Source organism: Sphingobacterium arenae (assembly GCF_014692505.1).
GTDB classification, from domain to species: Bacteria; Bacteroidota; Bacteroidia; order Sphingobacteriales; family Sphingobacteriaceae; genus Sphingobacterium; species Sphingobacterium arenae.
Window position 1 is genome coordinate 1,285,788 of the sequence record NZ_JACNYK010000002.1, and the last position, 13,257, is coordinate 1,299,044.

Genomic DNA, 13,257 nt, shown 5'->3' on the forward strand with positions numbered 1-13,257 from the left:
TTCCCCTATCAAAATGTTCTCTTACTAAAGTAAACATGAAGCAGGTAATCTTATTACATAACCCCAACGCGGGCGACGAAGATCACTTTAAGTCAGATCTTATCCAAGCGATCGAAAACGAAGGATACCGGTGCACCTATTTTTCAATCAAAAAAGATGAGCACTGGAAAGAACAACTTGCTCGTGCAGATTTAGCTGTCGTAGCAGGGGGTGACGGGACGGTGCGAAAAGTCGTCAAAGAGCTTGTCCAAAGAGGCCCATTGAATAAAAGAATAACGCTAGCGCTACTACCCATGGGTACAGCAAACAACCTGTCCAAGGCATTACTCCTCGATAAAGAAGCTAATTTTGACAGCCATATCAGGGCTTGGAAATGCAGCAAACGTCAGCGATTTGATGTCGGCATGCTTGAATACGACAGTATCTCTAATTTTTTTATAGAAAGTGTAGGGTATGGCCTATTTCCGACGCTCATCCAAAAAATGGATATGGCAGACATCGGCCCGTTGGAAACGACGGAAGAGCAGCTACAATTAGCCCAGGAAGAACTCTATCAAATTATACTAACCGCAGAAGCACATCGGTACACCATTCACGCCGATAGCAAAAGTTATGAAGAGAACTATCTGCTATTAGAAGTCATGAATATTCCGTCCATCGGTCCCAATCTTATGCTAGCCCCCGCATCCCAAATAGATGATGGTTATCTGGATGTCGTGATGATTACCGAAAAAGAACGAGATGCATTTGCATTACATATCAAAAAAATTATTGATCAGGAAAAAACGTCTTTTGATTTTCAAACGCTACGAGCGAAAAAGATTAACATACAATCCGCGAATAAGAACATCCATATCGACGACAGGAATGTATCTATAGCCAATGACCTGCTCACTATCACCGTACAGGAACATATCTTGAATTTTCTCAAATAAGAAACAACCGTTTAAGCAGGCAAACAAATACCGACAATAGTAAACTTCAAACTGTATTATTGGCACGATAAATATCCATTTTTGGCAGATGAAGATTATAAAAACCAAAAATATGTCAGTAATCTGTCAATTATGACAAGCCTATAAATTAGTTCTCCAAATATTATGTTAAGAGGTGTTAAATTCACACTATGTACATACGAAAGGCATAAGAATTGATGTTATAATAGTACTTCATAATTTAGGTTTATAATTGGTTAGTTAGTTAAAAATCCTAAGGTTCCCCGCCTTAGGATTTTTTATAGGCAGCTTAGCAAAACAATTCCGTTCGATCCCGCGTACTCTAATAAAGATATATGGAAACAATAATTGGAATTTTAGCCGGCGTATTCACCTCTGTTTCAATGTTACCACAACTGATAAAAGTTCTCAAGGAAAAAGACGTGGAAAATCTCTCCCCCTATATGATTGCTATCCTGGTAACGGGTGTATCCTTGTGGGTGATTTACGGTATGATACTTCAAGAATGGCCTATTATCCTATCGAATGCATTCTCCGTCCTCGTCAACATAACCCTACTAACCTGTTATTTTTTCTTTAAAAAAACGTAGAATACGATAACGGCGAACCTGTAATCACATATACGGCATATCGCGGAAACGCACGTATATAATCACGCAATCACGTGTTAATCCTTTTAAACATTAAGGTAAATGGACTGTTCAATAATAAAATGAATGATGAAATTGACTAAAACAACAAAATAAACGGGATGAAAACAGATCATAAAACAACGTTTGGAAAGAAATTCCAATATATAGCAGCTACGGTTCCCCTTATTCCAGGAGACAAAAAAGAAAAATTTGGGGAAGCAGAAAATCAAGAAATTAACAAAGACTCCGTTATAGGTGGAGCAGATGATGTACATCGTGAAAATCCGACGGATGATCTGCGGGATTCCGACCTTGTTGATGCAGAACCTCTTCAAGAGGATATCGATCGTGCTACAGATGGAAACGAACAAACAGACAAGGATGACGAGAGAAAAGAACAGCATCCCCCCTCCGATTCGGAAGAGCAAAATCTGGACATAAGCAATCTTGAGGATAGCGAGGATATTATAGATGAGCATTAATTTTTAAGATGTATATCAAAAATAGAGGCATATGGAAAAGAATATTCCGAAGCAAGTAGAGGGTAAATCCCTAGACTGTTTCAAAACGGTAGATCTACCTTCTCTTGAGGAGGCCACAACATTTTTTAAACATATTAAAAGGAAGTTAATTGACGTCAACCATTGGAATGAAATCACGAAAGCCCCTTCCGCCACCTTTACCATCGTGGATGCTTCCGGTCATACGATAGAGCGACCTGTAAAAAAACACGATTATATCCGTATCGATATTCCCGGCCCAGGGCTTCCTTCAGCCAAAGGATATGACTGGGTACATGTAGAAGATATCACGGAGACAGCAAATGCCGAGGGTGCCGATATTATTTTGACATTAAGGCCTTGTGCCGATCCGACACAGGAGGACACGGATACAGCACATTTCTTTAAGCGCCTAGCTACTTCGTCTATTCTCGTAGAACAAAAAGGCAGGCATATTTCGCTACATTATGCTGGTCGTAATGAAATTATCAATACCGATAATGCATCTATGCTAGACAACTTACGCAATTTTATGGTCGGTTTAGGAGCAAAAATGGGCGCATCGTTTCCACAATGGAAAGCATTGATTGAAGGACTTGGTGATGCTGATAATCATTAGTGCATACTTCATCAACTATTTCCCATGTCGATTGTTGTATTATAAAAAATAAAGAATCCTTCACGAAAACAGCATGGGCAAAACAATCTCTAAAACGTTACAAGTAACCTTCACCCTTGTTTTAATTGTTATTATCTTATATTATGGAAAAGATGTATTAGCGCCGTTGGCCATTGCCGGCATTTTATCTATGCTGTTTGTTTCACCTTCTCTCTGGATGGAAAAGAAGGGGGTACCGCGATGGGCAAGTACACTGATTGCAGTCGGTATTCTTGTCATGTGTATTGCTGGAATCGGTTTCCTATTGAGTTGGCAGTTACAAAACTTTGCCGAACAAATCAGCTCTTTAAAACAAAACCTGTCACAAATGCTTTCCAATTTACAACACTGGATACAAGATCGATTCGACATTGATCAGGCGAAACAACGAGCCATAACGGAAACGCAAATGAAAGATCAGTCGACAGAGCGTTCTTCGGTCACTCAGCTCGCATCCGTATTTTTTGGCCTGCTGGTGGATTTCATCTTAGTAATAGTTTATACCTACCTTCTACTCTTTTACCGCTCTCGACTCAAAAACTTCCTGCTTAAACTAACCGCTCCCAAAGACCAGGAGAAGGCCATGGAAATCGTAGATTCAGTTAGTCAAGTAGCAGCCAACTATATGACTGGACTTGCAAAGATGATTGTTGTACTATGGATTCTCTATGGTGTGGGATTTACAGCCATTGGCGTAGAAAATGCATTATTTTTTGCGGTAATATGTGGATTATTAGAGCTGATTCCTTTCATAGGAAACTTAACGGGCACAGCGATAACCGTGTTAGGCGTGACGGCTCAAGGTGGAGAAACCAATATGATTTTAGGCGTTATATTGATATATGGCGTTGTTCAGTTTGTTCAAACCTACCTGCTCGAGCCCTTAATTGTGGGAAGTGAGGTTCATATCAATCCATTGTTTACCATATTTAGCTTAGTGGCCGCCGAAGCGGTATGGGGAATCCCGGGCATGATTCTCGCTATTCCACTTACAGGGATGATCAAGATTATATGTGACCGTATACCGCGATTGCAGCCTTACGGCTACTTAATCGGTAGCGATAAAAAAACAAAATCACTTTGGAAACGTAAGTTTTTCTGATTTTTTTGAACTGGATAATTCTTTCGTTGTTCTTCCAATAGAAGATTGTTCTAATGTAAAATTTAAAAAGACAAGTGTTATGGGAAAATTGAGCGGAAAAAGAATCGCTATATTGACAGAGGATGGCTTCGAACAAGTCGAGCTGACAAGTCCGAAAGAAGCGTTGAAAACGGAAGGTGCGCAAGTGGATATCGTCTCGCCCCGAGAAAAGGTTGTACGATCGAAAAAAGGCGACGATTGGGATAAAGAATATCCGGTGGACATACCGTTAAATCAAGCAAGAGTAAATGATTATGATGGCTTACTGATTCCGGGAGGCGTAATCAACCCAGATAAATTACGCACAAATGAAAGAGCACTTTCTTTCGTACGTGATTTCTTTGCGGCGGGCAAACCAGTTGCAGCCATCTGTCATGGCCCCCAAGTATTGATTGATGCAGAGGTGGTGGAAGGTCGAAAACTCACTTCAGTCGCAGCAATTAAAAGAGATTTAATGAATGCCAAAGCAAAGTGGGAAGACACGCAAGTGGTAACGGATCAGGGGTTGGTTACGAGTCGGACGCCGGACGATCTCCCCGCTTTTAACAAAAAAATTGTCGAAGAATATGCGGAAGGACGACATGCTGGACAGCACGTCTAACACGATAATAATAACTATTTCTTAACGCAAATACAACAAAAAGGAGAACGTCCAATGTTCTCTTTTTTGTTTTTAATCTTTAGCTTTGCTAAAAAATTGAACGGTATGAAAGCTAACACACCTACCTTCAAAGACAGCATGACTATCTTTTGGAAACAGATACGAAATGAATAAATAATAATTTGCATATGAAACATGCTGCGTTGTGGTGCGCTTTGCTTTCTGTTGTGTTATCGTTGTCCACCTGTAAAACACAACTTCAGCACGAGGTAAAAAAACGTCAATATTATCAGATCGACTCCTCCATCGTCGCTGATAGCCGTATTATCGACCATTACACCCCTTATAAACAGAAATTAGATGCCGAAATGAACCGTGTGATCGGTATTTCGGACCAATATCTTACCCATAGCCGTGCTTCGGAAAGCCTGATGGGTAACTTTTTTGCAGATGCATTATTATGGAAAGGCAAACAACTCGATCCGGATGTGCAGGCTAGTTTCTCCACCAAAGGGGGGATCCGCGCCGAGCTCAAAGCAGGCGATATCACTATTGGCAGCATGTTCCAAATTATGCCGTTTGAAAACGTCGTGTCCATTTTAACACTTCATGGAGCAGATATGTTGCGTTGGGCCGACTATATGGCAAAAACAGGAGGACAACCCGCTGGCGGAATCAAATTAGTGGTAAAAGACGACAAGGTAGTAGAGTTCTTAGTACAGGGTAAACCAGTTGACCCAGATGCCAAGTATAAGCTCGTTACATATGACTATTTGGCAAACGGAGGAGATTACGTAACCTGTTTTGACGACGTTATCGCACGTCAGGACTATAAGCAGCTCATCCGTGAAACATTGATAGAATATGTTTCAGATTTAACAAAACAAGGCAAACACATTCAAGCGCAACTAGATGGAAGAGTCCAAATCACTAAATAAAAGTAGAAGAGATTTTATCAGGCAGTCCCTCCTCTTGGGTACTGCCGCCACGCTCGGCTCCTTACCTTTTAGCGCCATAGCTGCTGCCAAAACGAAACGTTTAACGATCCTGCATACCAACGACGTCCACAGTCACATCGAACCCTTTCCCATGGATGGCTCTCGCAACCAGGGTTTAGGCGGTGTTGCCCGAAGAAGTGCGTTAATCAACAGGATTCGGCAGGAAGAAAAAAGCGTCTTGTTGTTAGATTCCGGCGATATGTTCCAAGGCACACCCTATTTCAATATGTTTGGTGGAAAAGTAGAGTTGGAACTGATGTCTAAACTGGGATATGAAGCTGGTACCTTTGGCAACCATGAATTTGACAATGGTTTAGAAGGGTTAGCAAAGCACCTGAATAAAGCCCATTTCCCCTTTCTGACAGCGAATTACGACTTTACAGGCACCGTTTTGGAAAATCGCACAAAGGCGTATCATGTGATCAAAAAAAATGGTCTACGGATAGGTCTCACTGGAGTCGGCATTGACGTAACGGGATTGGTAGACCCCAACAACCATAAAGGCATGGCTTACCTTGATCCCATTCCTGTGGTGAACCGCATCGCCAAAATGCTGAAAGAAGATAAAAAATGTGATCTGGTCATTTGTCTCTCCCATTTAGGCTACAAATACGAAGATAATCAAGTGGATGACCTGAAACTGGCTGCTGCTTGTCGACATGTCGACATTATATTGGGCGGGCATACGCACACATTTCTCCATGAGCCTACGCGCGTGCGTAATCTGGATGGCAGGGAAGTATGGGTAAACCAAATGGGATTTGCCGGCATACGTCTCGGGCGTCTGGATGTTGTTTTCAATCAAGCTACCGGAGCGAAGAACATAATGGCACAACATTATACGATCGGCATGAACGAAAACCAATTGGTGTAAAAAAGCAAAGCGTATGTAGGCTTTGCCATCATCATTAGATTTTAAAGTTTAACAATATGTACGTGCGGGGAATATAAAAAAGGAGAGCTGCAAAAATTTACAGCTCTCCTTAAAACGTCTTTCGCAACAAGCAGACTAAAAACTGTAAGTCAGTCCTGCATTCCACGTGGTACCTAGACCATAAAAATACCCAAATCCGTCTTTTCTGGAGAAATATTCTTCATCAAGAAGATTTTTGACATTCCCCCTGAACTTAACATGTTGACCATTTTTTAAGTTAAAGGTATAGCTTAACCCGAAATCTACAATACTATAATTATCTAGTTTTTCCGATTGATACACTTCATTCTCCAATGCCGATTCAATAACATCTTCTATGTCCACGTTACCATAAAGTCTAGCATAATGATTGAAGTCTGCATCGATAGAAAAATGAGGCAATATATAATACTTTGCTCCTAAACCAACGGCTGTTTGCGCTGCGTTACCCACACGAACACCGGTCAAGTCTTGTCCGTCTTCATCTTCAAAAATAATATTAAAGGAGTCATTATCACGTACGCGATAAGGTGATTGTCCATCATATTTCCAGTCTCCAATAGACCCATAACCTCTCAGCGTCAGCGTTGGAAGAATTTTGGCATCAACATCCAACTCCAATCCTTTGTGTAATTGACCAACGCCAGTAAACAGATAAGTTACATCATCATATTCTGTTCCGTCTACTTTATAAGAATCAGAAGAATAAGCGGTGAAACGATTATCCCACTTCGTATAGTATGCATTAAGGTTCAAACGGAAAATTGAATTATCAAATTTATATCCAGCCTCGAGCCCGAAAATTTCTTCATTATCTACCGCCGGATCTGCTAGATCTACCGTGTTAGATACAAACATATTATCTAGGAATGGCTGGCGGGAATACTGACCTATGTTTGCAAAAAATGTATGCTCGTCATTGAAGCTGTAAGCCGCTCCCCCTTTGATGTTGTAACCAAATTTCTTTTCAAAATCAGACTTAGCTTCTCCGACATAATTCCAACGGTCTATCTTCTGATAAGATTGATTCGATATCGATCCTTGAATAAAAGCTGTAAAGCTGTCACTACTGTACTCTGCTTGTCCGAATAACCCTTGGTAGTTAATCTTTTCGGAATTATCATATCCTACACGCTCATCAACTTTTGCACTCTTAAACAACGCCGACCACGGATTAGTGGAAAAGGTTTTGGAAACTGCATAGTCAGCTGAACGATTAACATTGTAATCCTCCGAACCGGCTCTCCGCCCTTTTGTCCCCAAAAGATTTATAAGCTGTTGAAAATGATCACCTTCATAAAAACGTAAATCCGTTCCGACATTAAATGACCAATTCTTTTTCGTATCAAAAGTATAGTTTGTCACTAAACCGTACCAAAAATGGTTATTAGCCGAAGCTCTTAAAACTGTTCCGTTATTTCCATTGGATATACCGCCTGGCAATCCAGCATTTAATTCAGCCAACACATCCCAATTCGTTGTTCCGTTTTCCGCGGAGAAACCATTAGGCGTATATCCAGGACCGTTCCCTAGAAGTCCTGTTCCTCCACCCTTTCCGATCGAGGCATAAATTACGGTAGATAAGGAAGATTTTTCGCTTATTGTCCAGTCCCAATTCAAGTTGCTCACCGGTTTGTGATAGTAATTGCGGCGTTGGGAAAGACCATCGCCTTGATACCACCCGTAATTTGAATTCCCTTTCTCTCCGGTAATATCGAACCCAGGCGTACCAAGAACTCCGTTATCTCGGTAAAAAGATTCCAACGGTTTCGAATAGTTTTGATCATGCCATTGCGGCGAGCCCAAAACCATGAAGTTAAAATTATGATTGTCATTTGGTTTAAAACCAACAGAAACAAAATAGTTCTGCCCCGCACCGGCTGTACCGATCGCATATTTGCGATCACCTCTCCAGCCATCAAGCATAAATGATACGCCCCACTTGCCCTGTAACCCGGTGTTATATCCAATCGTTGCTTTGGCATAACCATCGTTACCGGTTGTCATTCTTACATATCCTCCTTTTTGCATCTCTGTAGCTTTTGTTACAATATTCACCGTTCCCCCTACAGAAGAAATGGCCAATTTAGATGAACCTAGCCCCCTTTGAATCTGGATAAAACTGGCTATATCCGTCATTCCTGCCCAGTTTGACCAGTACATATTTCCGTCTTCCATTCCGTTGATAGGTTGTCCGTTCAAAAGGAAGGCAGTATTTGATTGATCAAATCCACGAACATACATTTTAGAATCACCAAAACCACCAGCTTGATCTGCGACATACACCGAGGGTGTATTTTTCATCACCTCGGGAAATTCGACGTTACCCAAACCTTTTTCTTGAATTTCTAAAGGTGTTATTGTCGACGCCGCAATCGGAGTTTTTCTATCGGCAATGTCAATCACCCCTTTCCCCACGACAACTACTTCACCCAAATTTTGTGAATTATCTGTATTCAGGATGATAGTTCCCAAATCAGCACCATTTTCGGAAAAGTTTATTTCATATGGAAGAAAACCGAGAAACCGAATCACGAGGGTACCTGCTTCGACAGGAGAGTTTAACGAGAAAGCACCATTGCCATCGGTAGACGTACCAACTGTTGTCCCTTGAATGGTTAAAGAAGCGCCAACAATTGGTTCCTTACCATCTGTAATGACTCCTCTTAATACCGTTTGTGCAGAAACAGCATTACAAAGGAATACCAGCATGAAAATCACTGATAATCGAGTAGAGATTTTTTTCATAATCAACTTTTAGTTTGTTGCTTGTTTTAAAAATTAACAGTGCAAAGTTATATATATAAAAGGATCACTTTCAGCACTTAACACAAACTTAATGCGGAATATATGAAATACACCTACCAATTATTCGTTTAACAATAAAATAACATAAATTATATTCTGATTCAACATCTCATCAAGCCGGGCAATGTAACATTTGGAGAAAACGTTAACCAGCACCGGCGGGCTGATTTATTGCGGTGCAATCTATTAAAGAAATCTATCGCTCGATAAGCTCTTTTGCATGCTGCAAAGCAGAAACTCCGGGATTGGCCCCGCTGAGCATTTGCGCGACTTCCAGAACGCGGTCTTGTTTAGCCAGCAGCGTAATATCGGTTTTGGTTTTATTTCCCTCGTCTTCCTTAAACACCTTGAAGTGGGCTTGGCCTTTTGACGCTATCTGAGGCAAGTGCGTAATAGCAAGTACTTGCATATTTCCAGCCAAACGTTCCATAATTTCCCCTACTTTTAACGCCACTTCACCAGAAATACCGGTATCTATCTCATCAAATATAATGGTCGGCAATGCAGACGTTTGGGCCACGAGCGATTTGACCGCGAGCATGACTCGGGAGAGTTCCCCTCCGGATGCGACACGGTGTATAGATTGCAGCGGTTGCCCTTTATTCGCCGAAAAAAGAAATCGGACATCATCCGCACCGGTTGTTTTATATTTATCAATCTCTAATAAAGAAAGTTCTATTTTTAGCTGGGCATTCGGCATCCCCACCTCTGCTAATACCGCTTGTACATAGTGCTCTACCTGTTTGATCGCCTGTTGCCGGGCATCATGTAAGCGTTTCCCTGCCTGTTCTAGCGCATGCAAACATTTGGCTACTTCCTGCTCTAAAGCCACCAATTGTTCACCTTGATTAGCCACCACCAAAATCTTTTGCTCCAGCTCATCTCGCAGCATGAGAAGTTCCGAAAGAGAATCTACCCGATGCTTTTTTTGCAGATTATACAATAGACTCAGTCGTTCATTGACCTCTACTAACCGGCCTTCATCCATAAACACGTCCTGTTCCTTAGCACTGACCTCGTCCGCGATATCTTTCACTTCAATCAACGCGCTTTGCAAGCGTTCCGCCAATTCCTCTGCCGATGGCATAAAACGCTGTATAGATTGGAGTTGTTGTAACGATTCTTTTAAAGAAAACGTAGCCGATTGCTCGCTCTCACGCAACAATAGATTTGCACGCATCAGTGCCCTTTTTATCTCCTCAGCATTCTCCAACTGGCTGAGTTCGGCTTCGAGCTTTTCCTGCTCGCCTTCCGCTAAATGCGCTTGATCCAATTCATCAAACTGAAACTGGTTAAAGTCCAGTTCCGCATTCGCCACTGCAATATCTTCACGTAAACGGTTTAACGAATCTTCCTGTAGCTTGTATTGTGCTAGATTTTGCTTATAATCGTGTAGAATTGTCTGATTCTTTGCTACGTTATCCAATATCATCAATTGAAAACGTTCGGTGTTCAATTGCAACGTAGCATGCTGTGAATGGATATCTATCAACTGTTCGCCTAACAACCTCAGGACATGGAGGGTGACGGGAGAGTCGTTCACAAACGCGCGTGACTTCCCGTCAACCGCTATCTCCCGACGAATAATGGTTTCATCGTCGTATTCTAAATCATTTTCTTGAAAAAAGTCTTGCAGGCTATAGGTATTTATCTTAAAAAATCCTTCTATAACACATTTTTGGTCTTCCCGAAAAAAATGCTTCCCCTCTACACGATTCCCTAATATAAGGCCTAACGCCCCCATCATAATGGATTTTCCCGCTCCAGTTTCTCCGGTAATTATATTAAGTCCGGCATTAAATTGAATATCCAAATTTTCAATTAACGCATAATTCTTAATAAAAAGTCTATTCAGCATGGCTTCTCGTTCGTGCTATCAAATGTAAGACCAAATATTCTTTTATCCAAATACGCAGGCCGTCCATCCATCTTGTCAAGGTTCTTCATTAGGTGTAACCAAAGATCAAAGAAATAGCGGAATCCTATGCTTCGTCATTGAATCGCAGATATTCGTTTTATCATAAAAAAGCGTATCACCCAAGAACTACCGTTGGTCATCAGAAGGCACGAAAAGAACGGCGTTTGCAGCGACGATTCCGTTTGCACCTTTCGTACTGATTTCTACAAAAGCAGATTCACCACCCTGAACAACGACAGCACTTCCCAAAGGCACCCACGTACTGGATGTTTGTCCTTTTATTTCCACCTGCGACAAATCCATTTGTTTTTCATTGGAAGTCTTGCCGTCAAAAATGGTATAGGTAAACAGTGGTGAACTTTTAGCGGATTTCGGAAAATAGGTATACACGTTGTAGTTGCCGGCGGGCAACGATGCTGCAGTAAATTTAGCTGTACTTTGTCCATCCTTGCTATTCGCCTCTAGGTAGCTACGTCCGTAACCATCGCCAGTACCCTGATTCCAATCTCCGGTAAACTGTACTGCATCCACATCGGAACTAGTGATCAGTATATCTGACTGCCGCTTGTCGGCTTTGGGATTCGCGGCCAATACTTCTTTTATCTCCGAGACATCCACCGATTGCACATCAATGCGCTGGTCGATTGCGACGCAAGCTGCCACCGCAGCAGACTGCCCTAGCACCATGAATACCGGTTCCATTCGTATCGAACCAAAAGCAATATGGCTAGCCGACAGACAGACGGGCACCAATAGATTCGTAACCTCATTGCGCTTGGGCACGATTGCACGGTAGGAAATCGGAAATGGAGGAAAACCACCAACTTCCACATTACCTTCGTTCTTCACCATGCCATTCACCACCAACCGATCGCAGTTGTGTGAATCCATCGTATAAGCGGCATAACCCACTTCATCGGTTACCACTTCGTTACCTTGGCAATGATGCTGCGTCATCACCAGCTCCCCGACCATCCGTCGAGCTTCGCGGATATAGAGCTGCGGACTCCAGTGGCCATCGTTTACATATTCATCTTTGGGATAACCCCATTTTTGCATTTCTGCGCGGATAAATGCGGGAACTGACGGATCATTGCCCACAAAATAAAGCAACCCTTTGGTATAGTCTTCATGGGCTTTGATAATTTCCTGCCTATGTGTGTAATTCGCTTCGGGGTAGTCCCAATTCATGCCAATCATATCAGTCGAAAAACCATTGCGGTTGTTGATATCGGTTTTTCCGTTTGGCATCGGACTCCAGATGAATACGTCATTCAATCCTTTCCAGGGTTGGATTTCCTTCTGTCTCTTCAACAGCTCATACCGGGAAGGATCGTAGTTATCCGGTTCGGTAATTGGAATACGGTTTTCGGGCTCGTTAGTGAGCGTGATACGGTAGTTGTAGGCCTGTACTTTTTTATCGCCTGTACCATCGGCAAGCAGCTCGCCATTGCGGATTCCCCATAACAGCCCGCTGCTGGAGTCACCGCGCTTTACATACGGGTCTATCCCATTCGGAAACTGGTGCCCATCCATTAATTGTACTCCATTTAGTGTTTCGTCGTACACCCTGTTGTCTTCCCGGCCCACATGGTACGATACACCCGCTGCGGCAAACAGGTCTCCCTCATACGTACAATCCATATAAATTTTCGCTTTTACCGTCAGTGCGGGGTTCTCCGGGTTTTCAGTCGAACGGAAATGGGCTTGTGTGATGTTGGTACCAACCTTCTCCACATCCAGTAGCAATTGCCCGAATTTCACCTCGGCATCACAATCTTCCATGTACTGGTTAAAAATTGCTTCTGCCACTTTCGGTTCAAAAATCCACTGTTCAAACGCGTTATAGTGTTTTCCGATTTTTCGGTAAAAATCCAACGCTAAACCGCTTACTACATACTTGTTTCCGATATCAGTATGGCCTAGTCCGCCCGAGCTCAACCCACCCAACCTGTGGCCGGGATCAATAAGAATAACAGACTTTCCTGCCTTAGCTGCTGTATAAGCAGCAACTACACCAGACGAGGTACCACCGTAGATACAGATATCGTATTCCTTTGTTTGGGATTGGACGCCGTATGCCCAACAAAAAAAAAGCGTAGCGGCAAATAATATTTTGAATTTCATGATCA

General features: G+C 42.2%; 11 protein-coding genes. 8 read left to right on the forward strand and 3 right to left on the reverse strand.

What is annotated here, in order from left to right:
• Positions 1–35 precede the first annotated feature (35 nt).
• From H8B17_RS11860 to H8B17_RS11895, 8 genes are all read left to right on the forward strand, one after another.
• Positions 36–935 carry a diacylglycerol/lipid kinase family protein gene (locus H8B17_RS11860; protein ID WP_190309364.1) on the forward strand — a complete coding sequence of 300 codons (900 nt, stop codon included), beginning with the start codon at positions 36–38 and terminating at the stop codon, positions 933–935.
• A gap of 356 nt (positions 936–1,291) precedes the next feature.
• Positions 1,292–1,546: a SemiSWEET transporter gene (locus H8B17_RS11865; RefSeq protein WP_190309365.1), complete on the forward strand. Its 255-nt coding sequence runs from the start codon at positions 1,292–1,294 to the stop codon at positions 1,544–1,546.
• A 161-nt stretch (positions 1,547–1,707) separates the two neighbouring features.
• Complete coding sequence (locus tag H8B17_RS11870; protein WP_190309366.1) at positions 1,708–2,070, forward strand: hypothetical protein; 363 nt, start codon at positions 1,708–1,710, stop codon at positions 2,068–2,070.
• A gap of 31 nt (positions 2,071–2,101) precedes the next feature.
• Positions 2,102–2,707, forward strand: coding sequence for a hypothetical protein (locus H8B17_RS11875; RefSeq protein ID WP_190309367.1), 606 nt, complete (start codon positions 2,102–2,104; stop codon positions 2,705–2,707).
• Positions 2,708–2,780: 73 nt separating this feature from the next.
• Positions 2,781–3,848, forward strand: a complete 1,068-nt coding sequence (locus H8B17_RS11880) for an AI-2E family transporter (protein ID WP_190309368.1) — start codon at positions 2,781–2,783, stop codon at positions 3,846–3,848.
• A 79-nt stretch (positions 3,849–3,927) separates the two neighbouring features.
• Entirely contained in the window at positions 3,928–4,488 is a 561-nt protein-coding gene (locus H8B17_RS11885; RefSeq protein WP_190309369.1) for a type 1 glutamine amidotransferase domain-containing protein, read from the forward strand.
• A gap of 188 nt (positions 4,489–4,676) precedes the next feature.
• On the forward strand, positions 4,677–5,426 hold the full coding sequence (locus H8B17_RS11890; RefSeq protein ID WP_223816505.1) for a 5'-nucleotidase C-terminal domain-containing protein: 750 nt from the start codon (positions 4,677–4,679) through the stop codon (positions 5,424–5,426).
• Positions 5,401–6,360 carry a bifunctional metallophosphatase/5'-nucleotidase gene (locus tag H8B17_RS11895; RefSeq protein WP_190309370.1) on the forward strand — a complete coding sequence of 320 codons (960 nt, stop codon included), beginning with the start codon at positions 5,401–5,403 and terminating at the stop codon, positions 6,358–6,360. The genes H8B17_RS11890 and H8B17_RS11895 overlap by 26 nt, the downstream gene beginning before the upstream one ends.
• Before the next feature lie 135 nt (positions 6,361–6,495).
• Here H8B17_RS11895 and H8B17_RS11900 read toward each other — a convergent pair whose 3' ends face one another.
• The 3 genes from H8B17_RS11900 to H8B17_RS11910 form a co-directional block, all read right to left on the reverse strand.
• Positions 6,496–9,147 (reverse strand): TonB-dependent receptor, encoded by a 2,652-nt coding sequence (locus tag H8B17_RS11900; RefSeq protein WP_223816506.1) that lies wholly within the window; start codon positions 9,145–9,147, stop codon positions 6,496–6,498.
• Positions 9,148–9,403: 256 nt separating this feature from the next.
• Positions 9,404–11,065: a DNA repair protein RecN gene (gene recN, locus H8B17_RS11905; RefSeq protein WP_190309371.1), complete on the reverse strand. Its 1,662-nt coding sequence runs from the start codon at positions 11,063–11,065 to the stop codon at positions 9,404–9,406.
• Between the two features lie 186 nt (positions 11,066–11,251).
• Complete coding sequence (locus H8B17_RS11910) at positions 11,252–13,252, reverse strand: FAD-dependent oxidoreductase (RefSeq protein ID WP_190309372.1); 2,001 nt, start codon at positions 13,250–13,252, stop codon at positions 11,252–11,254.
• Between the last annotated feature and the right edge of the window lie 5 nt (positions 13,253–13,257).

Bases quoted from the DNA above. Each gene is read 5' to 3' on its own strand.
- H8B17_RS11860 (WP_190309364.1), top strand. From the start codon at position 36: ATGAAGCAGGTAATCTTATTACATAACCCCAACGCGGGCGACGAAGAT.
- H8B17_RS11865 (WP_190309365.1), top strand. From the start codon at position 1,292: ATGGAAACAATAATTGGAATTTTAGCCGGCGTATTCACCTCTGTTTCA.
- H8B17_RS11870 (WP_190309366.1), top strand. From the start codon at position 1,708: ATGAAAACAGATCATAAAACAACGTTTGGAAAGAAATTCCAATATATA.
- H8B17_RS11875 (WP_190309367.1), top strand. From the start codon at position 2,102: ATGGAAAAGAATATTCCGAAGCAAGTAGAGGGTAAATCCCTAGACTGT.
- H8B17_RS11880 (WP_190309368.1), top strand. From the start codon at position 2,781: ATGGGCAAAACAATCTCTAAAACGTTACAAGTAACCTTCACCCTTGTT.
- H8B17_RS11885 (WP_190309369.1), top strand. From the start codon at position 3,928: ATGGGAAAATTGAGCGGAAAAAGAATCGCTATATTGACAGAGGATGGC.
- H8B17_RS11890 (WP_223816505.1), top strand. From the start codon at position 4,677: ATGAAACATGCTGCGTTGTGGTGCGCTTTGCTTTCTGTTGTGTTATCG.
- H8B17_RS11895 (WP_190309370.1), top strand. From the start codon at position 5,401: ATGGAAGAGTCCAAATCACTAAATAAAAGTAGAAGAGATTTTATCAGG.
- H8B17_RS11900 (WP_223816506.1), bottom strand. From the start codon at position 9,147: ATGAAAAAAATCTCTACTCGATTATCAGTGATTTTCATGCTGGTATTC.
- recN (WP_190309371.1), bottom strand. From the start codon at position 11,065: ATGCTGAATAGACTTTTTATTAAGAATTATGCGTTAATTGAAAATTTG.
- H8B17_RS11910 (WP_190309372.1), bottom strand. From the start codon at position 13,252: ATGAAATTCAAAATATTATTTGCCGCTACGCTTTTTTTTTGTTGGGCA.